Origin of the sequence: Flagellimonas sp. (assembly GCF_965215805.1) — a bacterium.
Classification (GTDB): domain Bacteria; phylum Bacteroidota; class Bacteroidia; order Flavobacteriales; family Flavobacteriaceae; genus Flagellimonas.
Genome location: NZ_OZ244124.1, coordinates 957,942 through 983,214 on the forward strand (window position 1 = coordinate 957,942; position 25,273 = coordinate 983,214).

A 25,273-nucleotide genomic window follows, 5' to 3' on the forward strand; every position below is an offset into this window, starting at 1 on the left:
AGGCGCGATGGTAATCGCGCCTTTTTAACATCCAATCCAATGGCTTGTTCCGTATATCATTAAAACGCAATCAATATGAAACCCCTAATCTTCATACTAGTTTTTATCTTGGGGCAGTCCTGTTCAAAATCGCAAGAAGGTTTGATGACTGAAAACTCCCAGATACAGGAACAATCCGCGGGTCAAAACGAAGAAGCCAATGGTGCAACTGACCAAGAAATGCTAGGTCCAAATGAAATAGTATTTAAGATAAAAGTACTTTCGGCCGTTCAGGACAACAAGGAAATTTGTGGTGTTACCAAGGATCATCTGTACAAGATTGAGGTCTTGGAAATCATGGAATCTGGAGGGAGTCTCCAGCAAAAAGTTTCAGAAAATCAACAAATTTCAGTCGCATTTCTTTTTGAACCTGGACAACTTCAAGCCAATTCAACACTAGAGGCCAAAGCGCGGGAATCCCTGTGTGAAGATGCTTCCACAACATATTTTACCGTCATAGCCCACAAAATTTTGGATTAGCCGCTTTTTTCTCCTTACATTGAGTCTTCTATTTAGATGTAGGGATGAAAAAAGTATTCTGTGTAGGTGAGTTACTAATTGATTTTGTTGCTGAAAAGCAGGGCAGTGACCTTACCCAAGCCACCATCTTTACCAAAAAAGCAGGCGGCGCTCCAGCCAATGTGGCCTGTGCCATTTCCAAATTGGGAGGTAAAGGTGTATTTGTTGGTGCGGTTGGCGAAGATCCCTTTGGGAAGTTCTTGCTGGATGTCATAAAAAAAGAAGGTGTCGACGTATCCCTTGCCCAAATTTCAAAAACTTTTACCACCCTTGCTTTTGTCTCCCTTGCCGAAGATGGTGAGCGTGACTTTGTTTTCAGCAGGGGTGCCGATCGGGAGTTGACCTATGACCCATCGCTAAGGAAAGATTTTCACGGCAACATTATGCATTTGGGGGCTGCAACCGCATTGTTGGGAGGTGAACTGGAGAAGGCATATGGCAAATACCTCTTTGATGCCCTTACCAAGGAGATGTTTATCAGCTTTGACCCAAATTTTAGGGGAGATCTTTGGAAAGACAACGAACAACGGTTCATTAAAAAATGTATGCCCCTCATTGAAAAATCCCATTTGTGCAAATTCAGTTTGGAGGAAGCCCAATTACTATCTGGAAAGGACGACCTAAATGAGGCGTGCGATTTTCTCCATCACGTTGGAACAAAAATTATTGCGGTAACCCTGGGCAAGGAAGGCACTTTGGTAAGCATGGACAAAAACAAACAAGTTGTTCCCAGTATCAAGGTCAAGCCCGTTGATACTACAGGTGCGGGAGATGCTTTTATTGGTTGTCTGTTGAAACAAATTGCGGATATGGATAATTTTGAACATCTCCTGGACGACTTCGATTCCCTTCTTCCCATGGTGGCCTTGGCCAATAAAGCAGGAGCCATCACTACCACTAACTACGGAGCCATCCCCTCGCTGCCTTCTAGATCACAATTGGAAGCCTAATGAACCAAGCTGCTTTACATAAGCTCGTTTCAAATCGGCTCAATGTCAAAACTCCCAAAGCCCTTTTTGATTTAAGGCTAAGTACCAATCTTAGTTTGATCCAACAGCTCTTCTTTTCGCTATATCCCGTAGATAAGCACGATAAGGATTTTGATAAACTATTAAAACTTTTACCCAAACTATATGCCCTTCGGCCAGACGAACTTCAGCGTCAGGATCTGGAACGCTTGGATGCAGAATCTTGGTACCAAAACGAGAACATTGTAGGGATGCAATTGTATGTGGAAAACTTCAACAAAGACCTGAAGGGTTTACATAAAAAAATATCCTACTTCAAAGATCTTGGGGTCAATTTTATTCATGTAATGCCCATTACCACGCGCCCTAAGGGAGAAAGTGATGGTGGATATGCGGTTAATAGTTATCTGAAGGTCGATAAAAAATACGGCTCCCAAGAAGATTTGCTGAAGTTAACCTCCGCCTTTAGGAAACAAGGTATTTTATTGATGCTGGATTTTGTTGTGAACCACACTTCAGATGAGTATCCATGGGCCAAAAAGGCCAAAAAAGGGGAGCAAAAATATCTGGATTACTACTACACCTTTGAAGACAGGACCATCCCTGACGCCTTTGAGAAGGTGCTTCCGGAAGTATTCCCTGAAACCTCACCGGGCAACTTCACATATGTTCCAGAAATGGATCGCTGGGTGATGACCGTTTTCAACAGCTATCAATGGGATTTGAACTATACCAACCCGGAAGTTTTTATGGCGATGCTGACCAACTTGGTCAAAATGGTGAATTTGGGTGTTGATGTGGTTCGGTTTGACGCCCTGGCATTCTTGTGGAAGAAAATAGGGACCATCTCCCAAAATTTGCCCGAAGCCCACAATTTGGTATCCTTGTTCCGGATGTGTCTTCAGGTGGTTGCTCCCGGCACTATTTTTTTGGCGGAGGCCATTGTGGCCCCTAAGGACATCATCAAATATTTTGGCGAAGGGCCAAAACTGGGCAATGAGTGCGAAGTAGCCTACAACGCATCGCTTATGGCCCTTTTATGGAACTCCATAGCCACCAAAAAAACAGGACTGCTGTATAAAAGTCTTACGAAAGTTCCTGCTAAACCAAAAGAATGCACCTGGATCAATTACATCCGTTGCCATGATGACATAGGTCTTGGATACGATGATTCCTTTATCCGTGAAATGGGATGGAATCCGCAGCAGCACCGAAAATTCTTATTGGATTATTATTGTCAAAGATTGGATTGGTCTCCTGCCAAAGGCTTGCTATTCATGTACAATCCCAAAACAGGGGACGGAAGAATCACAGGAAGTGCTGCCTCTTTATTGGGATTGGAATCGGCATTGGAAAACGAGGATAAAGACCTACTAGAAAAAGCTATCTCCAAAATCAATTTGCTGCACGGAATCGTCCTATCATTTGGAGGCATTCCCATGATTTATGCCGGGGATGAAATTGCCACCTTAAACGATTACTCCTATACTGCAGATTCCAGCAAAAGTGGAGATAGCCGATGGGTGAATCGCCCCCAGCAAGATTGGGCCATGGTTAAAAGACTTGGGAATGGGGATTTACCCCAGAGCAAAGTTTATCACACCCTCAAACATCTAATCTCCGTCCGTAAGGCCAACCCTGTTTTGGCCGACACCAACAATCTAGTCCTGCATCAGAGTGGAAATAATCATATGCTGGTTTTTGAAAGGACCCAAGGTACCAAGAAAGGGATTATCGTGATCTGCAATTTTGATGAAAACCCTCAAGTAATAGATTCAGGCTGGTTGATGAAATTGGGGTATTTCACCAAAGGAAATCCAAAAGATCTGGTAACCGATAAAAAAATTGATGTGAAAAGTGGACTGTTGGAACTCCGCCCCTATCAAATGATCTGGCTTAAAAAATCCTAATTGTACCTCACCTTTCGAAGTATTCGCAACGATTCTTTAAGGGATTGATAAATATTGGCGTCCTGTCGTTTTATGAGTGGCCGGGCTTGTTCCATTTGCTCCTTGGCCTCTTCAAATCCATTGAGATAGCAAATGAGATAGGTGGCCGGCAAATGCATCAAATCCGCAGTCTCAACTTTGTTGAGCCCAATGTTCTTTTCCAATTTTTGCAATAGCGTATTGTTGGTGTTCAAGACATGGTGCAGCGTTTTTTTGTCATATTGGGGTGGTTCAAATACCAGTTTGCTGTTAATCGTATATTTCCCATTTTCTGAAAAAGTAATCACCATTTCTTCCAACGGATAATATTTTTGTTCGGTTCCCAATCCCAATTGCACAAATTCCAGCATGGTAAAGGAATCTTCGGTATAGTCTATCGTGATTTCATCCAAGGCCGAATAAAACAATTTGACCTGCTCGTTGATCAGTTCAATATCTACCCTGGAAAAGTACGTCTTGTTCTTAACTATTTTCTTGTTTCCTGCCCAGCAAACCACAAACTGTTCCTTAAATACTTTGTAATCGCTAGTGAGGTCCGCGTGTCTGTTATTTATAAAATTGATGACGGCATCCAAGGTCAATTCTATATTATTGCGGGCGTGCTGTTCTATGGTGGCCACTGCTTCTGAATTGATGTCCTTGAGCTCAATATCAAAAGCTTTGGGAAGACTTATGCTTCCTTCCCTAAAAAAAACAGCTCCTCCGTAATACTTCCAGATATTTTTTCGAAGGGCACATACCTTACCATTGGAACGAATGGTAACCAGACCCACTACTTTACCTTCCGGAAGGTGCGGAAAGGGAATGTTCTCATATGAAATTATGGGCGGGTTGTCCAGATAGGCGTTGACCAGGTTTTGGATTTTGCTATCGTCAAAAAAATCAACCCCAACAATTTTATTGTCTTCATCCTCTACCCCAACCACAATAAACGAATTATTCAAAGGGTTACTGTTGGCAAGGGCGCAAACATGTTTTAAGAATTTCGCCTTCCCTTCCTTTTCCCCAATGGCGATGAATCGTTTTTTGTCGTAAAAACTATTTTCATCATTATGGGCAAGCAGGTTTTTAACAAGGAGGCGTTTGTTGATCATTTTCTTTAGTTTCGGGCGGTGCGTTACAAGTTTCGCGTTACTTGGTCAATCATATTTAGAACCCTTTCTTTCAGATTTCTTTAAATAAGACATAAAAGCGCCTAATTTCTTACCCAAGGTCAATGTCATATTATAAATAACGTCAAATTGTTTTTGCGAAATATGCCTTCTGTCCAAACACCTATATAATTGCGAACGAAGCTCTCCACAAGATGCTTTGGATATGCTTAAAAACTGAATAAACTCTCGATTGCCATTTCTTTCATATCCTTCTGCAATATTGTCCATAACCGAACCTGAAGCCGAATTCATTTGATTTTTTAATTCAAAATCTTTTGCCAGGGTTGTATTCAGAATAATTTGCCAAACTTCATTGCACAATTCTCGGGACATTTTCCAAACTTCCAATTCCTCAAAACCCTTCATTTCTCAACTATTTAACTTCTGCACCCAACTTTCAACCCGTATCCCGAAACACTACACTTTTTTGTTCACGATTGTACTGCCAGCTTGCGCAGTTGGCAACACCAACAAATCGGCGATATTTACATGATATGGTCTTGTAATGACGAAGTGAATTATGTCGGCAATATCTTCCGCCTTTAGTGCTTGATAGCCTTGATAAACGGTTTTTGCCCGATTGGCATCCCCTTTAAATCGTACATCACTGAATTCCGTTTCCACCAGACCTGGATTTACCGCTCCAACCCTAATACCATGCGCATTAAGATCAATTCGCATCCCTTGACTAATGGCGTCAACAGCAAATTTACTGGCACAATACACATTTCCCTTGGGGTATACTTCCTTCCCTGCCAGAGATCCAATATTGATAATATGCCCTGCCTTTCTTTCCACCATTTGCGGCATGATGGCCTTGGAAACATGAAGCAATCCCCTAACATTAATATCAAGCATGGCATCCCAATCGTCCATACTTCCTGAATCAATAAAATCCATCCCATGTGCATTGCCGGCATTATTGATCAACACATCTATCTGGGAAAAGTTTTGGGGTAAACTTTCCAAAGCCTTAAAAACCTCCTCTCGATTTCTAACATCAAAAGTTAGGGTATGAACTTCTGTCTTTGCCCCCAATGTGTTCCGAAGTTGGTCTAAACGATCCCTTCGTCGGCCACATAGCACCAAATTAAATCCATTCTTCGCCAAAAGCTCGGCGGTTGCTTTACCAATTCCACTGGTGGCTCCCGTTATCAATGCAGTCTTCAATTCCATACATAAAGTTTAAGGTACTTCCTGCCCTTGGCTTGCTTCCAGAAGTGCAAACCAATCCTGTAATTCCAGATCCAATTGCACGGCCTTGGCAGATGAAGCTATTCTTTCCTTGGTGGTGGTTCCAATAACAGGTCTGGGAACGGCAGGATGTTTTAGCATCCAAGCCAAAAGAACTTCGCTTTCCTCCACGCCATATTTCTTTCCAAGTTGGGACAAGGTTTTGTTGATTCTCACGGTTTGTGCATTTTCCTCTCTAAAAACCAGCCCAAGAGGACTCCATGACATGGCCAGCCTTTTATTGGCTATGCAATCATCAAAAGTTCCATCGTACATTGGCGCCGTATGCGTTAAGGAAAACTCAACTTGATTGGCTTCAACTTTCACCACACTTTCCAACATTGCTATCTGTGAAGGTGTAAAATTGGACACTCCAAATTGCTTGATTTTTCCACTCTCCAACAAGTGGTTGACGGCCTCTCCAATTTCCAAAGGATGCATTAGCGGACTGGGGCGATGCAACAGGAACAAATCCAGGTACTCCGTCTTCAGTTTTCTCAAAGACTCCTCAGCAGACCAAATAATGTAGTCCTTTCCGTATTCATAATGCTTTAGGCGGTTGTCCCTACCAGATGTCATCTGAATGCCGCATTTGGTTACCAGTTGAATTTGCGATCGATCTATACCGCTTTCAGCAAAGGCTTTCCCAAAATCCGCTTCGGTAGTATAGTCCCCATAAATATCGGCATGATCAAAGGTGGTAAGCCCGTTTTCCAGACAATGTTCCATTAATTCAATCATCCCATGTTTGGAAAGTTGTTTGCCCCAACTCCCCCATGTCATGGTTCCAGCAATAACTTTGGAATATTTATCTGTATTTTGCATCAGAGGTGAAAGTATAAAATTAAACCCTTAAAACCTTCACAAAACTGGGGCTCCAGGGATTTTTTTAACCATTAATTAACAGATGGATTTTAAATAAATTTTCATTTTGCACATCTAGAAAAAAATTGACAGAAATACCTAAAGAATAAAAGGTTATATGGAAGAAAACACTACTATAGATATTAGTGCTGTGAATGAGAAAATTGCCCAGGAAAGTGCTTTTATTGACCTGCTGACCCAGGAAATGAACAAAGCCATTGTTGGGCAAAAACATATGGTGGAACGACTGCTAATTGGACTTTTGGGTCAAGGGCATATACTTTTGGAAGGTGTTCCCGGACTGGCTAAAACCTTAGCCATCAACACCCTTTCCAAAGCGGTTAAGGGAAGTTTTAGTAGAATTCAGTTCACTCCCGATCTTTTGCCTGCTGATGTGGTGGGTACTTTGATCTACAATATCAAAGAGAACGATTTTTCGATAAAAAAGGGGCCTATTTTTGCCAACTTCGTCTTGGCGGATGAGATCAATAGGGCGCCTGCTAAAGTACAATCGGCACTTTTGGAAGCCATGCAGGAGAAGCAGGTGACCATTGGGGATGAAACCTTTAAACTGGATGCCCCATTCTTGGTAATGGCCACACAAAACCCAGTGGAACAGGAAGGAACCTATCCGCTTCCGGAAGCCCAGGTGGACCGTTTTATGCTGAAAACCGTAATTGATTATCCCAAACTGAACGAGGAACAGCTCATTATTAGGCAAAACCTCAAGGGCGCCACAGAGGAAGTGAAACCTGTAGTTACCCTAAAACAAATTTTGAGCGCGCAACAGGCGGTACGGGAAGTCTACATGGACGAAAAAATTGAAAAGTACATTTTGGATTTGGTGTTTGCCACCCGTTATCCCGAAAAATACAATCTAGAAAATTTAAAACCCCTTATCAGTTTTGGTGCCTCTCCTCGGGGAAGTATCAATTTGGCCAGTGCCTCTAAATGCTATGCATTCATTAAACGAAGAGGATATGTTATCCCGGAAGATGTAAGGGCTGTTGTACATGACGTACTAAGGCACCGTATTGGGATTACTTATGAAGCCGAAGCTGAGAACATCACTTCCGAAGAGATCATCAACAAGATTGTGAATGAGGTAGAAGTTCCTTAACGGGATCTTTGGCCTTACAGGTGATCTCCCAACAACAACCTACCATCACCTAAAACTGAAACCTAAATACGGTTTGCTTACTGATGGATACGAAAGAGTTACTTAAAAAAGTACGTAAAATTGAAATAAAGACCCGGCGTCTTTCCGACCATATCTTTGGTGGGGAATACCATTCTACCTTTAAAGGTAGAGGTATGACGTTCAGTGAGGTAAGGCAGTATCAATTTGGGGATGATGTAAGAACCATTGATTGGAATGTTACCGCAAGATATAATGAGCCCTTCGTAAAGGTTTTTGAGGAGGAGCGGGAACTTACCATGATGCTGATGGTTGATGTAAGTGGCTCCGAGCTGTTTGGAACCACCAACCAATTCAAAAAAGAAGTTATTACTGAGATTTCAGCCACGCTTGCTTTCTCGGCACTTCAAAACAATGACAAAGTCGGTTTAATCCTGTTTTCGGATGAGGTTGAGCTCTTTATCCCACCTAAAAAAGGGAAAAGCCATGTTTTGCGCATCATTCGGGAATTGTTGGAATTTAAACCGCAAAGTAGTGAGACCAATATTGCCGAAGCTCTGAAATTCTTGACCAATGTGATGAAGAAAAAGGCCATCGTATTTGTGCTGTCGGACTTCATTACTGATGATTATGATAACACCTTGCGCATTGTTGGCAACAAACACGATGTAACCGGGATTAGGGTATATGATTCCAAGGAGGAGTCCATCCCAAATTTGGGTATGGTTCAAATGCTTGATGCTGAAACTGGAACGCTCCAACTAGTGAACACAAGGTCCAAAAAAGTACGGAACGCCTATGGCACTTTCCATAAGGAAAAAGTGGAGTACTTCATGGATTCCTTCACCAAATCAGGTTGCGGGGTAATCAATTGCCGTGTGGATGAAAGCTATGTGAAAAAATTGTTGGGCTACTTTAAAAGAAGAGGATAATGCAGCAGATAAGTTCCCCCATGTTGGAAGTTCAAAGAAAATCTTCACTGCTGTGCGGTGTGGTTTTACTCTGTCTCTTTTTACTTCCTACCCTTGGCTTTTCGCAAGTTTCCAAAGTCACTGCGGAAATTGACACCACAGGGATCAAAATAGGGGAACAAATCAAATACACCATAACGGTAGAAACCGATTCCCTGAACGTGGTCCATTTTCCGGAAGGACAAACCTTTTCCCCTTTGGAGTCCGTGGAGGCCATAATGCAGGATACCGTCAAAAACAACAACAGGGTAATCCTTCAGCAGATATATGCATTAACCCAGTTTGACAGTGGATCGTATACCATTCCGCCTCAGCGTATTTCCATTAACGAACAACCCTTTTTCACTGACTCTTTTAACATTAAAGTGGCCGATGTTGTGGTGGACACCACCAAACAGAAGATGTACGACATTAAGCCACTTATCGAAGTGGATAAAAGTTACGCCAAAATATGGATGATCGTGCTTTGGGTGCTGTTGGCGTTGTTGATTATAGGTGGATTGGTCTATTGGTTCTTTTTGCGAAAAAAGCCATTGACCGAGGAAGAAAAAGAAGCCTTGTTACCGCCTTATGACCGTGCCTTGTTAGAGCTGAAAAAGCTCGAAAATTCGAGATATCTTATCCAGGACGAATACAAAAAGTACTATTCCGAACTAACGGACATTGTACGTTCTTATTTGGAAGAAGATGTTCATGTTTCTGCATTGGAAAGTACTACGGCACAGCTTATTTCCAAATTGGAAATGCTGAAGGATGCAGGACAGCTGGACTTGGATCATGAGACCATTGTTCAATTCCAAAAGATTCTCCAAACCGCTGATTTGGTCAAATTTGCCAAGTCAAAGCCGTCCACTTCCGTAGCAGAGGAAGATCGGAAAATGGTAGAACAAATTGTGGTCAAGACCCATGATGCCCTTCCGGAACCCACGGAAGAAGAACTCATGCTTACGGAGGAATACCAATTGGAATTGGCCAAGAAAAAACAGCGGAAACGCATTATTTTGGCGGCTGCCATTTTTGCGGGACTAATTGTAGTTGGAGGAGCTTCTTCCATAGTCTATTTTGGATTCAAAGAAGTCAAGGATACCGTTTTTGGTCATCCTACCAAGGATTTGTTGGAGGGCGAATGGGTGGCCAGTTCCTATGGATATCCACCGATAGAAATTGAAACCCCGCAGGTGTTGATCCGGCAAGAGGTGGAATTGCCTACAGAGGCAGCCGAAGTGATCAAATCGCACCAAACCTTCATGAATGGAAAAGTGGACGGTCTATTTTCTGTATCGACCAACTCTACCACTTATAAAGAAGCTGTAGATCCCAATTTTGAAGCAGTGGTTGAGGCCAATCTGGCCCAATTTGAAAGCATGGGGGTAAGAAATATGCTTACCAAGACCGATGAGTTCAATACAAAATCCGGAGTGGCCGGTTTAAAAACCTATGGGTCGGGTTCGTTCGAACATCCGTTGACCAAGAAATCTGCCAAAATTGAATATATGATTTTATGCTTTGGAGGTAAAGGATTTGTACAGCAGGTAATCATCTATCATGAAAGGGGCGATGCCTATGCAGAACAAATCGTACAGCGCATGTTGGAATCACTTGACGTAAAAACACAGGTATAAATGTTTGATAATATCGAATTTGCAAACCCACAATTTTTTTGGCTGTTCCTTCTGCTGCCGATGGCTTTGCTATGGTATCTTTTCAAGCATCGGGATGAAGTGGCGTCCTTAAAAATCTCAAGTATCAAAGGTTTTACCGTTAGCAGTTTGGCCTCAAAACTAAGGCCGGTGCTTTTTGCGCTGCGACTGCTGGCCCTGGCCTCCATAATTACCGCTTTGGCCCGTCCACAGATTGAGGATATTTCCACTAGGACCAAAACCACAAAAGGAATAGATATTGTCATGGCCATTGATGTTTCGTCAAGTATGCTGGCACGTGACCTCAAGCCCAATAGACTTACCGCCTTAAGGAACGTAGCAGGTGAGTTTATCAAAAAACGCCCAAATGATCGGATTGGTTTGGTGGGATATGCGGGAGAAAGCTATACCAAAACTCCTATTACAAGTGACAAGTCCATCGTACTGAATGCACTTCGGGAAATCTCTTATGGCGATTTGGAGGATGGCACCGCCATTGGAATGGGATTGGCAACCTCAGTCAATAGGTTAAAGGAAAGCAAGGCCATCAGCAAGGTGATCATTTTGTTGACGGACGGAGTCAACAATTCTGGTTTTATAGAGCCCAAAACTGCAGCAGATCTAGCTGTGGAATTTGGAATAAAAACCTATACCATTGGTTTGGGAACGAACGGAAACGCCTTATCTCCTGTGGCTTACAATAGAGACGGTACATTTAGATACGGAATGCGCCAAGTGGAAATAGACGAGGTCTTGCTAAAAGACATCGCCAAAGTAACAGGCGGAAAATATTTCAGGGCAACCGACAACGAAAAGTTGGAGGAGATTTATGATGAGATCAACAAACTTGAAAAGACCGAGATAGAGGAATTTAAATATTATAAATATGACGAAAAGTACCGCCCCTTGATTTTCCTTGCGGGCATTCTATTGTTGTTGGAGTGGGCGTTGCGCAACTCTGTTTTTAAAAGTTTTATATAATACAATGATTCAGCTTGACGAAAAAGCATATTTCTATCTTTTGGCCATTATCCCCGTAATGGTGGTGGCTTTCTTTTTTCTTCAAGTTTGGAAGAAGAGAACCCAAAGGCAGTTTGCAGAAGTTGGGCTTTTGCGCAAGTTGGCGCCCAATCGTTCAAGTTTTAAGTCTGCCCTTAAACTCATTTTTCTTTTACTGGGTCTAAGCTTTTTGATTTTGGGCTTGGTCAACCCCAAAATTGGAACCAAGTTGGAGACGGTTAAACGGGAAGGGGTCGATATTGTTTTTGCAGTAGATGTTTCCAAAAGTATGCTGGCTGAGGACATTGCTCCCAACCGACTGGAGAAATCCAAACGCCTGGTCTCAGAGATTATCAATCAATTGGCGAGCGATCGGATTGGAATTATTGCCTATGCAGGGCAGGCCTATCCACAACTGCCCATTACCACGGATTATGGTGCGGCCAAGATGTTCCTTCAAAGCATGAACACCAATATGTTGTCCTCCCAAGGAACGGCAATCAATGCGGCCATAGATTTGGCAAGTACCTATTACAACGATGCAGAACAGACCAATAGGGTTTTGTTCATTGTTTCCGATGGTGAGGATCATTCAGAACGTTCTACCATTGAAGCAGTGGACAATGCCATTCAAAATGGTATTCGCATTTTTACCATTGGGGTAGGAAAACCCAAAGGAGCACCCATTCCACTCAAAAGAAATGGCATTGTTGAGGGCCTAAAGAAGGACAACCAAGGGGAAGTGGTCATCACAAAGCTGAATGAGGCTGTACTTTCCGAAATTGCCCAAGAGGGCAATGGGGAATATATTGATGGTTCCAACACTGAAAATGCTGTGGAATATATCAAGGAACAGTTGAACCAAATGGACAAAAAAGAATTCGAGGCCAAGCAATTTGCCGAATACAAAGACCAGTTTCAGTGGTTCTTGGGCATAGGTCTTTTCTTTTTATTTTTGGACGTTTTCTTGCTGGATAGAAAAACCAAGTGGTTGAAAAAACTAAACCTTTTTAATGAACACGATGATGCATAAGCTAAGATTGATTTTGGGTCTCTTGTTCTGTACCGTTTGGGCTTATGGACAAGAAGGCGAAGCGGCCAAAGAGGCAGAGAAGGCACTGCAGGCGTCCACGAATCTAACCTGGGATGCCAATAAGGAATTGACCACCAATGATTTTATCGCCGCAGAGGGTGAATACAGAAAAGCCATTTCAAAGAGTTCGGACAATACCGTTGCGCCCTTTAATTTGGGAACGGCTTATTATAACCGAGAAAGTTTTGAGGAGGCCTTTGGCCGATTCAAACAAGCGGGAGAAAAATCCAAGGAAAAACCGGGTAAGCACAAAGCGTTCCACAACATGGGCAATGTGTTTATGAAGAACAAGGAATACCAAAAAGCGGTTGAAGCTTATAAAGAGGCCTTGCGCAACAATCCAACGGATGAAGAGACCCGATACAATCTTGCTTTAGCCAAAAAAATGATGGAAAATCAGCAAGACGAGCAGAACAACGACCAAAACGACGATAACCAAGATCAGCAGGATCAACAAGATCAAAAAGACAAGAACCAAGACCAAAACAACGACGGGGAAAACGACAAAGATCAAGAAGGGGAACAAGATCAGGATGAAAACAAAGATCAAGGCGATGATGGGGAAAATGGAGAAAACAAACCTGAAGAAAATACTGAGGGCGATGGTGACGAAAAGAAGGAGCAAGAGCAAAAACCCAGCGAGGGGGATCAGCCAGATGAGAAGCAACAACAACCCCGCCCCAACCAACTTTCAAAACAGCAGATTCAAAATCTGCTAGAAGCCATGCAGAACGAGGAGAAAAAAGTACAGGAGAAGATGGAGGCTAAAAAAGTGAAAGGCAAAAAAATCAAAAACGAGAAGGATTGGTAATGAAAATCAAATGGTCCATTTTATGGGTGTTGATTTGTTCCCCAATCTTTTTGGGCAATCCTTTGTATGCCCAAGAAAAACAGGAAGAAGAGGTTACGTTTGAAATGAACCTCAGCAAGGAAAAACTAGGCATAAACGAGCGCCTAAGGGTAGAGTTTACCATGAACAAGGATGGAGATAATTTCAATCCACCTTCCTTTGATGGATTCAAAGTAGTCATGGGACCATCCCAATCCATTAGTTCTTCATGGGTCAACGGGAAGCGAAGCTTCTCCAAAACCTACTCCTATATTTTGGTTCCTACGGCCAGAGGGAGATTCAACATTAAGCAGGCTACCATAGAAATCAGTGGCGAAACCTATAAAACTTTACCAAAGACGGTAGAAGTAACCGCTGCTGTTGACAAGCCCAATGATCAGAAAACGGTGGACGATGTTGCGGACGAAAGTCTTCATTTGGTAGCAGAAGTATCCAACGGAAGCCCTTATTTGAACGAGGCGGTCACGGTTACCTATAAACTTTATGTAGGCCATTCCATTAGGGTGACCAACTACCGCTCCTTGGACAATCCGACCTATAATAACTTTTGGAGTCAGGAAATTGACGTTTCCAAACCCAAACCAAAAAACACAACTTATAACGGTAAGCCCTATTTATCCGTTGTGCTGAAAAAAGTAGTCCTGTATCCCCAGAAATCCGGAAAATTGGATATTGAGCCACTTGCTTTGGAAATTTATGTAGATGTGCCCACCAATAGAAGGGATTTCTTTGGAGGTAGAATTTTCACCCAAACCACCAAAACGGTCTCCGCCGGAAGAAGAACCTTAAGTGTAATGTCACTACCTGAAGCGGGCAAACCAGCCAACTTTGGAGGGGCCGTTGGAGACTTCGATTTTAAGGTGACCACGAGCAAGCAAACACTCAATGCTTCGGAATCCCTGCAAGCAAAAGTGGAGGTTTCAGGGAAGGGAAATCTTAAGCTTTTCCAACTTCCTGAGCCTGAACTGCCCAGTGCCCTGGAGGTTTATGAACCTGAATTTGACGAAAAGGTGCGCACCATTAGCACGGGTATGGAAGGTCGCGTGGCCAATAATTATACCATTGTTCCGTCTTATAGAGGCAAATATCCTATTCCGAGCATCTCATTTAGCTATTTCAATCCCAAAACCTCAAAATATGTAACCATTGATTCTGAAGAAATCAACATTGAAGTTTTGGAAGGCCCATTGGGCTCAACAGAAAGTGAAACGGCTACGGCAGCCAATAGGCAGTTGGTGGTTCCCACAGGAAAGCAGTTTCATTTTATAAAATTGAATCCCAATTTAACCAAGATCGGCACCAATTATTTCTTTGGCTCCAATACCTTCTATCTTCTGTTGTTTGCACCACTTGTTCTTATTCCAATTGCGGTGTTCTCCTTTAAGAAAAGGGAAGCCATTGCAAGCGACGTGGTAGGCAATAAGATCAAGAAGGCCAATAGGTTGGCAAGAAAGTATCTCTCCACCGCCAAAAAGGAGCTAGGGAACAAAGAGGCATTTTATGTGGCCTTGGAAAAAGGATTGCACAATTACCTTAAGGCCAAGTTGAAGATTGAGACCTCGGAATTTAGCAAGGAAAAAATTACACAGATTTTATCCGACAAAAATGTAGACAGTGCCGATATTGAAGGTTTTATAAGTCTCTTGCAAAATTGTGAAAAGGCCAGGTACAGCCCTTTCTCCGATGTGCAAATGCAAAATGATTATGCAAAGGCAAGTGAAGTAATCTCTAAACTGGATAAACAATTATGAGACAGTTCCTCTTGACCTTGACCCTCTGTTTGTCAGTCGTTTTGGTAACCGCCCAAAATAGTGCCTTGTTTAAACAGGCTACAGAATTTTATAATAAAGGAGAATACACCAAGGCCATTGAAAACTATGGGAAAATCTTGGAAAATGGGGAGCACTCTGCAGAACTGTACTTCAATCTGGGGAATTGCCATTACAAATTAAATGCTATCGGGCCCAGTATTCTGTATTATGAAAAAGCCTTATTGTTAAAGCCAAACGACAAGGAAATTCTAAATAATTTAGGGTACGCCCAAAACATGAGGTTGGATGCCGTGGAGGAAATGCCAAAGACAGAAATCGCGCAATTCTATTACGGATTGGTCAACTTTTTCTCATTTGATCAATGGGCGTATTTGGCCGTAGCGCTTATTCTTTTGTTTGTTTTGGCGTATTTGACCTACTTCTTTTTACGACACGCTACCCAAAAACGAATTGCTTTTATTTCCAGTGTATTTGCCCTAATCCTCGGGGTAATGTGCGTGCTATTGGCCTATTTGCAATATCAGGAATTTAAAAATGATAATCCTGCGATAATTTTTAGTCAGGAAGTAAAAATCAGTTCAGAGCCCAATTCCAACAGTGAAGTTGTGTTTACGCTTCACGAAGGAACCAAGGTTAAGGTGTTGGATCAGTTGGACGAATGGAAAAAAATCCAATTGGCTGATGGGCAAACGGGTTGGTTGCCTAAAGAAAGTATACGAATGTTGAAAGATTTTTAAAATTTATTTAACAATAATAAAACCACATAAGTTTATTTTTGTCTAAAATTTCCCAAATGTTGAAGGCCATAGCGCATCCTTTTATTTGTTTAATGCTAATATTCTCCATATTGGCACCATCAATAGCACCTTTGGTGGATAGGGATTGCTCTATTGCTATACACATGGATTCCGGCGATGAAGAAAAAAAATCGGAAAAGGAATCTGAGAAAAAATTTGGCGAAAAGGATTTGTTTCTAAGTCCATTCTCTTCTGACAATAACTTTTTTGACCAAAATGCAAAGGTTGAAAATACAGAAGACCCATCTCTTTTATTGGATGTAACAACCGAGATTTTGCTCCCCCCTCCAGAAGAATTGGTATAACCCAATACTTTTTTATCAATTTTTAACCGCCTCCAACCTAAAAACTATAGCGGAGGCAACAACTTTTTATTTCATGTTCAAGCATATTAAAAGCGACTTGCCTGCAAGTATCGTAGTATTTTTTGTTGCATTGCCACTATGTTTAGGTATTGCACTTGCCAGTGGAGCACCCTTGTTTTCGGGTCTTATTGCCGGTATTATTGGGGGAATCGTAGTGGGTGCCCTAAGTGGTTCCCAAATTGGAGTAAGTGGTCCTGCCGCAGGTTTGGCGGCCATCGTATTGACCGCTATTGGAACTTTAGGTGGTTTTGAAAACTTTTTGGTTGCCGTTGTTTTGGGTGGTCTAATTCAAATTCTCTTCAGTATCCTAAAAGCTGGGGTTATTGCCTATTACTTTCCATCTTCTGTAATTAAAGGAATGCTTACTGGAATCGGTATTATTATCATCTTAAAGCAGATTCCGCATTTCTTCGGATATAGTGAAAACACAGAAGGAAATTTTGCCTTTTTCCAGGTAGATGGGGAAAACACTTTCACGGAAATTATAAACTCCTTAAACTATATCAGTCCAGGAGCGACCATTGTCGCTATTGTGGCGCTGGCAATTCTATTGCTTTGGGATAAGGTGCTTAGCAAAAAATCCAAATTTTTCCAATTGGTACAAGGCCCGTTGGTTGCAGTGGTTTTGGGGATTTTGTTTTATGTTTTCACAAAAGATGATTCCACCTTTGGCATTTCCGATAAACTTTTGGTAAGTGTGCCGATTCCCGAAAGTATTGATACCCTGGGTACCTTACTTAGCTTTCCCAACTTTAGCGTGATAGGTAATTCTGAAATTTGGATAACGGCTTTCACCATTGCCTTAGTGGCCAGTTTAGAGACCCTTTTATGTGTGGAAGCGACTGATAAGCTAGATCCCCATAAACGAACTACCCCTACTAACAAGGAACTTTTTGCACAAGGTGTGGGAAATAGTATTTCTGGTTTGTTGGGGGGATTACCTGTAACGCAGGTTATTGTTAGAAGTTCTGCCAACATCCAATCTGGAGGTAGAACCAAGGCTTCTGCAATTATTCATGGATTCTTCCTGTTGATATCCATTATTTTAATTCCAAGACTGTTGAATATGATTCCACTATCTGTATTGGCAGCCATATTGTTCATCGTTGGATACAAATTGGCAAAACCGGCATTGTTCAAAAAAATGTACGAACTGGGCTGGAAACAATTTGTACCCTTTGTGGTTACCGTGTTCGGTATTGTTTTCACAGATTTACTCATCGGAATCGGATTGGGTCTGATGGTTGGGATTGTGGTCATTTTATTGAAGAGCTACCAAAACTCGCACTTCCTTCATATTGAGGATAAGAGCAACGGGAAGCATAAAATTAAAATGACATTGGCCGAGGAGGTGACCTTCTTTAACAAAGGAGCCATTCTAAAAGAATTGGACAGTCTTCCCAATGACACCTATTTGGAACTCAGTCTTTTGAATACTAGATACCTCGACAATGATATCATCGAAATTCTCGAAGATTTTGCCTTTAAGGCCAAAGAAAGGAATATCGATATAAAATTGGTGTCAAAGCGCGGGATTGAAGAAAACCCCGCCAGTTTTATTGAGTTCTTTAGAACTCGCCCAAAATCAAGTTTAAGCTTAAATTAATTTATTATGAAAAATAAGAATTATAAAATATTGATCCTTGCGGATCTAAAGAAAAAGACCGATACTATTTTGAAAAACACCGCCGGATTGGCGAAAATGATTGGAGGGGAAATTTCCCTTTTACATGTAAAGCAACCTCTGGTTGTTGTAAAACAAGACAATCAGTTGTCTGCGGTACGATCGATCAATGATACCTATACAACCTCTAAAAAACACATTAAACAGTTGGTTAAGCCCATTGAAGAGGATTTTGGGTTAAAAATCGACACTACGTTTAAAGTGGGTAACGTTAAGGAAGAAATTAACAGACAAATCCAGGAAATGCGCCCTGATGTTATCATTTTGGGTCAACGAAAATCCATTCCAATCAAATTTTTGGGAGATGGAATCACCAAACACGTCATGTCAACTTTTGATGGCTTGGTAATGATTGCTTCCCACGAACAGGTTATCTCCAACAACAAAGAACTTTCTTTGGGGGTAGTGAATGGCAAAAAAGATTTTGGGAACATGGATTTGATGGAGAAGTTGATAGCTCAAAGTTCCCAGCCTCTAAAATCATTCAAAATTGCCAATCGTGAGGACCAAGGCGTTCAAGACGAGGAGGGGCCAAAAATGGTGGAATATGTTTTTGAGCCACAGGACAATGCCATAAACAACATGGCAACCTACCTCTCTAGAACAAATGTTGATTTGCTGTACGTGGATTTGGAAGATGCATCCAAGGCCAATATCAATGTTAAAAATGTAATTGGTAAATTTAATGTGCCTTTCCTTTTAGCTGGAAAGCGCAGCACAAAATTTGCTAACACTTTAAATTAAAGACAACCGAAGAAATTATGATAACACAAACGAAAGAAACCCAAGCAGCTTTGACACCTCAAGCTGCCTGGGATCTATTGAAAGAAGGCAATAGTCGTTTTGTAGAAACGAACCAGGCCGATCGCGATCTGTTGGCTCAAGTGGCCCAAACATCGTCAGGGCAATTTCCCTTTGCCACCATCCTAAGCTGTATCGATTCAAGGGTGTCAGCAGAATTGATTTTTGACCAGGGGGTTGGAGACATCTTTAGCGCTAGGGTAGCCGGTAACATTGTAAACGAGGATATCTTGGGCAGCATGGAGTTTGCTTGCAAGCTTGCTGGCACCAAGATCATTGTTGTACTTGGCCACACCGCCTGTGGAGCAGTTAAAGGTGCCTGTGACGATGCGAAAATGGGAAATCTTACAGAATTACTTAGTAAAATTAAGCCCGCTGTCAATGCCGTTTCAGAACCTTCCGAAGCTTCGGAAAGAACTTCCAAGAATTTGGATTTTGTAAATACAGTTGCAGAGAAGAACGTGCAGTTGACCATGGATAACATTAGAACCCAAAGCCCTGTTTTAAAAGAAATGGAGGACAATGGGGAGATTCTGATTGTTGGAGGCATGTACGACATCTCCAACGGAAAGGTGAGTTATATGTAAAGCCCCTTTCCCCAACAATTTCGAAAAGGCCAGTGTTTAACATTTCATTGGCCTTTTTTAATTTTCTAAAATCACTATCTTACATTACAACTTATAACCAACTGTAAGGTATGTTCAAGCATTTTAAAGGGGATTTATTTGGGGGAATCACCGCAGGGATTGTGGCTTTGCCCCTGGCTCTTGCTTTCGGGGTAAGCTCCGGATTGGGCCCAAGTGCCGGATTGTACGGTGCAATTTTCATTAGTTTTTTTGCAGCCCTCTTTGGAGGAACCAACACGCAGATTTCTGGGCCTACCGCACCTATGACTGCCGTGAGTATGGTTATTATTGGTGGAATTCTTGCCGTTCATGATGGGGATGTCAATAAGGCCTTGCCCATTATTTTGGCGGTATTCCTATTGTCTGGTTTAATGCAAATAGGACTGGGGCTCATTGGTCTCGGAAAGTATATCAAGTATATTCCGTACCCCGTAGTTTCTGGGTTCATGACAGCCATTGGTGTGATCATTCTGGTTACCCAAATTCTACCTGCGGTAGGTTACTATCCAAAAGAGGATACCGAATATGTGAATCAGTTTAAGGCAGCTGCAGAAGAGGAGATTCTGGAAAACATTCTAAAGGAAGAGGCTGGTGAAGGAATTCTGGTACTCGAGGATTTTGAGGAAACCATTAGAAGGGCAAACCAGATCACCCCTGAGGACATGCAAAAGGAGGCCAAGACTTTGGCTGCCAAAGATGCTTCTGGGGTTGTCGGGACCATAAAAGTACTTCCACGTGCCCTACAGAACATCGAGTGGTTGGAATTGGGGCTGGCCTTGGCCACCATCTTCATCATTTACGGATTCAAAAGGATCACTACCGCGGTACCCAGTACCCTTGTGGCACTTATTGTGGTCTCTGGATTAGCCTATGGGCTTGGGTGGGATTACAGACCCATTGAAAAAATCCCCGAAGGGCTTCCAATCCTTCAAATGGACATCTTTACCCAGTTTAAACTGTCTTCGCTCACCCCTTACATTTTTACTGCACTTACCCTCTCACTCTTAGGGGCAATAGATTCTTTGTTGACGTCTGTTGTTGCCGACAACATGACACAAACCAAACACAAACCAAACAAGGAACTGGTGGGGCAAGGAATTGGTAACAGTATTGCGGCCGTTTTTGGAGGGATTCCAGGTGCAGGTGCTACCATTAGAACCGTGGTGAATATCAATTCAGGGGGTAAAACCCGTCTTTCAGGAATGATTGCGGGTCTGTTGCTCTTGGTCATTCTATTGGCATTGGGTCCTGTGGCATCACAAATTCCAGCAGCTGTTTTGGCCGGTATTTTGGTAACCGTTGGGATTGGAGTAATGGATTATAAAGGTCTAAAAGCTATCCCCTATTTGCCGAAAGATATGAAAGTGGGTCCCATAAAACTCAGTTCCGAAGTTATTGTGATGCTGGTCGTCTTGGTACTTTCATCTGTTTGGAATCTGGTATATGCCGTAGGGATTGGCCTGGTAATTGCCTCCCTTATGTTTATGAAGAAAATTGGCGATTTGACCGCAACCCGTTCTGACGTTAAACCACTAAAAGAACAGCCTTGGGCAGATGAAAAGGATTTTCCACAAAAACTTAGGGAAGAAGTCTTCATTAAACACATAAAAGGGCCGCTTTTCTTTGGTTCCACTAGTGATTTCCAACAATTGGCCGAACAAATACCTCCCACGGCATCCAATGTTGTCATCCGAATGGATCGGATGCAATACATGGATCAATCCGGATTGTACGCCATGGAAGATGTACTACAGGATCTTAGGAAAAAGGATATTCACGTTATGTTGGTGGGGATCCTAGATCAACCCAAGTATATGATGGAACGTATTGATATTATTCCCGATTTGATTCCGAGAGAAAATATCTTTGAAGACTTTGATTCCTGTTTGGTATGGATTCAGGAAAATGTAAAGGATATGGACACCTAATAAGGTTTGTTTAAAGATTTTCTTTTGATTCCATTGACCAAATTCCCGAACGATACAGGGCCCATATATCTGGAAACATTGGAAGGAAGATTTCCTGTGGAACCTTTCAACACCTACAGCAATCTCATTTTTGTAGTACTGGTGGTCTATTGGGGATTGAAGGTATACAAAAACCCAAAACAACATCAGTTTTTGGCATGGGTGCTCCCCATAATTGCAATCAGCTATGTTGGCGGCACTATGTTTCATGCCACGCGTAGTCACGAGTTTTGGCTTCGATTGGATTGGATGCCCATCATGTTTCTTTGTTTGGCTTTGGTCATCTATTTTATTTTCAAACTGGCTCAAACATGGTGGTCTCGATTGCTCTTGATTGTGGCTATTTTGGGAGCTTCCTTTTTACTGCGGACCCTACCCATCCCATCAGGATTGAGAATCTCTTTGGGCTACGTGATTACAGCACTTACCATCCTATTGCCCTTGGGCTGGCACCTATATAAAACCCAATGGAAAAATGCGGGGCTGGCTAGTTTGGCCTTTTTGGTTTTTGCTCTTGCCATTTACTTTAGAAGTATTGATCTTACCCAGACATTTTTTCCTATGGGCACCCATTGGTTATGGCATTTCTTTGGTGGGGTAGCAGTTCATTTTCTCATAGCCTATATATTCAAGGACAATTTGCTAAATTTGTCGGCCAATACAGCCAACAAAGATGATTGAGACCATAAAGGAGCATTTGATTGAAGTTGAGAACTTTACTTCTGCATCCAAAGATGAAATTGAGGCTTTTCGAATTAAGTACTTAGGGAAAAAAGGGTTACTGAATTCCTTCTTTGCCGAATTCAAGAATGTTCCCAACGAGCAGAAAAAAGAATTTGGGCAGGTGGTGAACCAATTGAAAACCTCAGCCACCGACAAGGTTAACTCCCTGAAAGACGCTTTGGAAAACCAAGCAGAGACTGCGGGTAAATTTGGGGATTTAACGCGCCCTGGTGAACCAATCCCTTTGGGGGCCAGGCACCCTATTTCCATTGTAAAGAACCAAATCATAGATATATTTTCAAGAATTGGTTTCAATGTTTCCGAAGGTCCGGAAATTGAAGACGATTGGCATAACTTTACGGCCTTGAACCTTCCAGAATATCATCCAGCAAGGGATATGCAGGATACGTTCTTTATCCAGACCGACCCTGACATTCTTTTGCGCACGCATACCTCCAGTGTACAAGTGCGGTATATGGAAAACAACCAACCGCCCATAAGAACCATTTCCCCGGGTAGGGTATATCGGAACGAGGCCATTTCAGCACGTTCCCACTGCTTCTTTCATCAGGTGGAAGGATTGTACGTGGACAAAAACGTCTCTTTCGCGGATTTGAAACAAACCTTGCAGTATTTCACTTCGGAGATGTTCGGCAAATCAAAAATTAGATTGCGCCCCTCCTATTTCCCGTTTACAGAACCAAGCGCAGAGGTGGATGTGTATTGGGGGTTGGAAACCGAAACCGATTATCGTATGACCAAGGGTACAGGATGGTTGGAAATCATGGGATGCGGTATGGTAGATCCCAATGTATTGAAGAATTGCAATATTGACCCTGAGGTGTATTCAGGATTTGCATTTGGAATGGGTATTGATCGTATTGCGTTGCTACTTCACCAAATTTCAGACATCCGATTGTTGAGTGAAAATGACATTCGTTTTCTGGAGCAATTTAAAAGTTCCCTTTAAAAAGTAAATGGAACCCCAAATCACCGAACTTAAGGAGAAACAACTTGTTGGTATGCGCACCTCCATGAGCTTGGTTCACAATAAAACCTTCGAGCTATGGGGAAAATTCAGGTCAAGAATCCACGAAATAGAGAACAGGGTTTCTTCTGATTTTATTTCCATGCAAGTATACGACCCTTCCTATTTTATAAATTTCAATCCCACCAACAATTTTGTAAAATGGGCCAGTGTAGAAGTCCAAGACCATGAAAACATCCCTGATGGAATGGCCCGTTTTACCTTAAAAAGTGGGACCTATGCTGTTTTTCATTACAAAGGTTCCAGTGCTGACACTTCCATTTTCCAATATATTTTTATGGAATGGCTCCCCAATTCCAAGTACGTATTGGACGACCGACCGCACTTTGAAGTTTTGGGCAGTAAATACAAAAACAACGACCCTAATTCCGAAGAAGAAATCTGGATTCCAATCAAAGAAAAATAGCGGCCATTGAGCCTGCCGCTCCCTTAATCAAGTTTTTCTACCATTGATTAAACGGGATTTTACTGAGTTGGGAATTATAGTACCTAACATCTCCTGTTACCTCCTTCCCCAACCAATCCGGTTTATCAAAAAACTCATCTTCATGTTGCAGTTCCACTTCTGCCACAACCAGTCCCCTATTCTCCCCAAGAAACTCATCCACCTCAAAAACATGATTGCCAAAAGGAACTTTGTATCGGTTTTTTTCCAGGATAACCGCTTCGCACAAATCAATTAAGTTGGTCGCCTCAGTTACGTTGATTTCCGTTTCCCATTCAAATCGGGTAGTTCCAGAAACGTTGCTGGCTCCTTTCACGGTCAAAAAACCCTTATCTCCTTTTATCCTTACGCGAACTGTGCGTTCAGGTGCCGTATTTAAAAACCCCTGGACAATTCGAATCTGCTCATTTGCCTGATGCTTGTAGCCCTCTGATTTAACCAAAAATTTCCGTTCAATTTCCAAGTGTTCCATCAAACTAAATATAGCCTAAATTTGGGTATGGAGTTGGACCTTCCATTGCGAAAAATTATTCATGTGGACATGGATGCCTTCTACGCATCCGTAGAGCAGCGCGATAATCCTGAACTCCAAGGCAAGCCCATTGCCGTAGGTGGAGGCTCTAAACGCGGGGTGGTTTCCGCTGCCAGTTATGAAGCTCGAAAATTTGGGGTTAGGAGTGCCATGGCTGGCTATATCGCAAAGCGAAATTGCCCTGACCTGATTTTTGTTCGGCCCCGTTACGACCGCTACCAGGAAGTTTCTCATCAAATACGGGATATATTTTTTGAATACACCGATTTAGTGGAGCCCCTATCCTTGGACGAGGCCTACCTTGATGTCACCCAAAACAAAAAAGGGAACCCTTCGGCCACCTTGATCGCCAAGGAAATTAGAAAGAAAATCCTGGATAAAACGGGATTGACTGCTTCTGCTGGTATCTCCATCAATAAATTTATTGCCAAAGTGGCGAGTGATTACAACAAACCCAACGGACAAAAAACGGTAAACCCGGAAGAGGTTATTGCGTTCTTGGAAAAACTGGATATCCGAAAGTTCTATGGGGTGGGGAAGGTCACTGCCGAAAAAATGTACAAGCTTGGTATTTTCACAGGAATCGACCTTAAGGAAAAATCCCTGGAATTTTTGGACCAGCACTTTGGAAAGAGTGGGCGGTACTATTATTATGTGGTGCGCGGGGTTCACACCAGCGAGGTTAAACCGCATCGTATTCCAAAATCCGTGGGTGCCGAACGTACATTTAGCGAAAACCTCAGTAGCGAGGTATTCATGCTGGAAAGGCTAGATCATATTGCCAATGAATTGGAACGGCGATTGGAAAAATCGAAAATAGCTGGCAAAACCATTACCTTAAAAATCAAATACAGTGATTTTACGCTTCAGACCCGAAGCAAAACCCTACCCTATTTTGTTTCCAAAAAAGAACTCATCCTAGAGACCGCCAAAGAACTGTTGTACCAATCCAAACTGGAAAATTCAGTGAGGTTACTGGGAATCTCCCTGGCCAACCTCAATACAGAAAAGAAAAAAGAGGAATCTCCCAAAGAATCGGTGATGGTTCAGCTAAAATTTGATTTTTAATTTCACGGATACCCCATTTCTTACTTAA

At 42.3% G+C, this 25,273-nt stretch carries 25 protein-coding genes; 20 read left to right on the top strand and 5 right to left on the bottom strand.

What is annotated here, in order from left to right; genetic code table 11:
- Nucleotides 1-75 precede the first annotated feature (75 nt).
- Genes ACOOE0_RS04260 through ACOOE0_RS04270 form a run of 3 tightly spaced genes read left to right on the top strand, consistent with a single transcriptional unit; the run spans nt 76 to nt 3,436 of the window.
- On the top strand, nt 76-519 hold the full coding sequence (locus ACOOE0_RS04260) for a hypothetical protein (protein WP_420401236.1): 444 nt from the start codon (nt 76-78) through the stop codon (nt 517-519).
- Between the two features lie 44 nt (nt 520-563).
- Entirely contained in the window at nt 564-1,508 is a 945-nt protein-coding gene (locus ACOOE0_RS04265; protein ID WP_420401237.1) for a carbohydrate kinase family protein, read from the top strand.
- Nucleotides 1,508-3,436: an amylosucrase gene (locus ACOOE0_RS04270; RefSeq protein ID WP_420401238.1), complete on the top strand. Its 1,929-nt coding sequence runs from the start codon at nt 1,508-1,510 to the stop codon at nt 3,434-3,436. The genes ACOOE0_RS04265 and ACOOE0_RS04270 overlap by 1 nt, the downstream gene beginning before the upstream one ends.
- Here ACOOE0_RS04270 and ACOOE0_RS04275 read toward each other — a convergent pair.
- From ACOOE0_RS04275 to ACOOE0_RS04290, 4 genes are read right to left on the bottom strand one after another with little or no spacing between them, the layout of a single operon-like run.
- Nucleotides 3,433-4,569, bottom strand: a complete 1,137-nt coding sequence (locus tag ACOOE0_RS04275; protein WP_420401239.1) for an ATP-binding protein — start codon at nt 4,567-4,569, stop codon at nt 3,433-3,435. The genes ACOOE0_RS04270 and ACOOE0_RS04275 overlap by 4 nt on opposite strands.
- A gap of 45 nt (nt 4,570-4,614) precedes the next feature.
- On the bottom strand, nt 4,615-4,995 hold the full coding sequence (locus ACOOE0_RS04280; RefSeq protein ID WP_420401240.1) for a four helix bundle protein: 381 nt from the start codon (nt 4,993-4,995) through the stop codon (nt 4,615-4,617).
- 51 nt (nt 4,996-5,046) lie between these two features.
- Nucleotides 5,047-5,805, bottom strand: coding sequence for an SDR family NAD(P)-dependent oxidoreductase (locus ACOOE0_RS04285; protein WP_420401241.1), 759 nt, complete (start codon nt 5,803-5,805; stop codon nt 5,047-5,049).
- 9 nt (nt 5,806-5,814) lie between these two features.
- Nucleotides 5,815-6,687 (bottom strand): aldo/keto reductase, encoded by an 873-nt coding sequence (locus tag ACOOE0_RS04290; RefSeq protein ID WP_420401242.1) that lies wholly within the window; start codon nt 6,685-6,687, stop codon nt 5,815-5,817.
- A 157-nt stretch (nt 6,688-6,844) separates the two neighbouring features.
- On the opposite strand from ACOOE0_RS04290, the gene ACOOE0_RS04295 reads away from it, so the two are divergent.
- The 16 genes from ACOOE0_RS04295 to ACOOE0_RS04370 all read left to right on the top strand — a co-directional run bounded on the left by ACOOE0_RS04295 (nt 6,845) and on the right by ACOOE0_RS04370 (nt 23,606).
- Nucleotides 6,845-7,846 (top strand): AAA family ATPase, encoded by a 1,002-nt coding sequence (locus ACOOE0_RS04295; protein ID WP_420401243.1) that lies wholly within the window; start codon nt 6,845-6,847, stop codon nt 7,844-7,846.
- A gap of 83 nt (nt 7,847-7,929) precedes the next feature.
- Nucleotides 7,930-8,796 carry a DUF58 domain-containing protein gene (locus ACOOE0_RS04300; RefSeq protein ID WP_420401244.1) on the top strand — a complete coding sequence of 289 codons (867 nt, stop codon included), beginning with the start codon at nt 7,930-7,932 and terminating at the stop codon, nt 8,794-8,796.
- Between the two features lie 20 nt (nt 8,797-8,816).
- Nucleotides 8,817-10,457 carry a BatD family protein gene (locus ACOOE0_RS04305; RefSeq protein ID WP_420402196.1) on the top strand — a complete coding sequence of 547 codons (1,641 nt, stop codon included), beginning with the start codon at nt 8,817-8,819 and terminating at the stop codon, nt 10,455-10,457.
- Nucleotides 10,458-11,456, top strand: a complete 999-nt coding sequence (locus ACOOE0_RS04310) for a vWA domain-containing protein (protein ID WP_420401245.1) — start codon at nt 10,458-10,460, stop codon at nt 11,454-11,456. It begins immediately after the preceding gene.
- A 4-nt stretch (nt 11,457-11,460) separates the two neighbouring features.
- On the top strand, nt 11,461-12,507 hold the full coding sequence (locus tag ACOOE0_RS04315) for a VWA domain-containing protein (RefSeq protein ID WP_420401246.1): 1,047 nt from the start codon (nt 11,461-11,463) through the stop codon (nt 12,505-12,507).
- A complete protein-coding gene (locus ACOOE0_RS04320) occupies nt 12,500-13,378 on the top strand; it encodes a tetratricopeptide repeat protein (RefSeq protein WP_420402197.1) in 879 nt (292 codons plus the stop codon). Before ACOOE0_RS04315 ends, ACOOE0_RS04320 begins: the two co-directional genes overlap by 8 nt.
- The gene (locus ACOOE0_RS04325; protein ID WP_420401247.1) at nt 13,378-15,168 is read left to right on the top strand and encodes a BatD family protein; all 1,791 of its coding nucleotides are present in this window, start codon (nt 13,378-13,380) and stop codon (nt 15,166-15,168) included. The genes ACOOE0_RS04320 and ACOOE0_RS04325 overlap by 1 nt, the downstream gene beginning before the upstream one ends.
- Nucleotides 15,165-15,926: an SH3 domain-containing protein gene (locus ACOOE0_RS04330; protein WP_420401248.1), complete on the top strand. Its 762-nt coding sequence runs from the start codon at nt 15,165-15,167 to the stop codon at nt 15,924-15,926. The genes ACOOE0_RS04325 and ACOOE0_RS04330 overlap by 4 nt, the downstream gene beginning before the upstream one ends.
- A 56-nt stretch (nt 15,927-15,982) precedes the next feature.
- Nucleotides 15,983-16,291 carry a hypothetical protein gene (locus ACOOE0_RS04335; RefSeq protein WP_420401249.1) on the top strand — a complete coding sequence of 103 codons (309 nt, stop codon included), beginning with the start codon at nt 15,983-15,985 and terminating at the stop codon, nt 16,289-16,291.
- A gap of 73 nt (nt 16,292-16,364) precedes the next feature.
- Nucleotides 16,365-17,957 (top strand): SulP family inorganic anion transporter, encoded by a 1,593-nt coding sequence (locus ACOOE0_RS04340; RefSeq protein ID WP_420401250.1) that lies wholly within the window; start codon nt 16,365-16,367, stop codon nt 17,955-17,957.
- 6 nt (nt 17,958-17,963) lie between these two features.
- Nucleotides 17,964-18,779 (top strand): universal stress protein, encoded by an 816-nt coding sequence (locus ACOOE0_RS04345; RefSeq protein WP_420401251.1) that lies wholly within the window; start codon nt 17,964-17,966, stop codon nt 18,777-18,779.
- A gap of 17 nt (nt 18,780-18,796) precedes the next feature.
- Complete coding sequence (locus ACOOE0_RS04350) at nt 18,797-19,423, top strand: carbonic anhydrase family protein (protein ID WP_420401252.1); 627 nt, start codon at nt 18,797-18,799, stop codon at nt 19,421-19,423.
- A 110-nt stretch (nt 19,424-19,533) separates the two neighbouring features.
- Complete coding sequence (locus ACOOE0_RS04355; RefSeq protein WP_420401253.1) at nt 19,534-21,390, top strand: SulP family inorganic anion transporter; 1,857 nt, start codon at nt 19,534-19,536, stop codon at nt 21,388-21,390.
- A gap of 24 nt (nt 21,391-21,414) precedes the next feature.
- Nucleotides 21,415-22,110 carry a hypothetical protein gene (locus ACOOE0_RS04360; RefSeq protein ID WP_420401254.1) on the top strand — a complete coding sequence of 232 codons (696 nt, stop codon included), beginning with the start codon at nt 21,415-21,417 and terminating at the stop codon, nt 22,108-22,110.
- Nucleotides 22,103-23,122: a phenylalanine--tRNA ligase subunit alpha gene (pheS, locus tag ACOOE0_RS04365; protein WP_420401255.1), complete on the top strand. Its 1,020-nt coding sequence runs from the start codon at nt 22,103-22,105 to the stop codon at nt 23,120-23,122. Before ACOOE0_RS04360 ends, pheS begins: the two co-directional genes overlap by 8 nt.
- Before the next feature lie 7 nt (nt 23,123-23,129).
- Nucleotides 23,130-23,606, top strand: coding sequence for a GyrI-like domain-containing protein (locus ACOOE0_RS04370; RefSeq protein ID WP_420401256.1), 477 nt, complete (start codon nt 23,130-23,132; stop codon nt 23,604-23,606).
- A 37-nt stretch (nt 23,607-23,643) separates the two neighbouring features.
- Here ACOOE0_RS04370 and ACOOE0_RS04375 read toward each other — a convergent pair whose 3' ends face one another.
- A complete protein-coding gene (locus ACOOE0_RS04375; protein ID WP_420401257.1) occupies nt 23,644-24,117 on the bottom strand; it encodes a CYTH domain-containing protein in 474 nt (157 codons plus the stop codon).
- Between the two features lie 27 nt (nt 24,118-24,144).
- Here ACOOE0_RS04375 and dinB point away from each other — a divergent pair, with 27 nt between their 5' ends.
- Nucleotides 24,145-25,245, top strand: a complete 1,101-nt coding sequence (dinB, locus tag ACOOE0_RS04380) for a DNA polymerase IV (RefSeq protein ID WP_420401258.1) — start codon at nt 24,145-24,147, stop codon at nt 25,243-25,245.
- Nucleotides 25,246-25,273 lie beyond the last annotated feature (28 nt).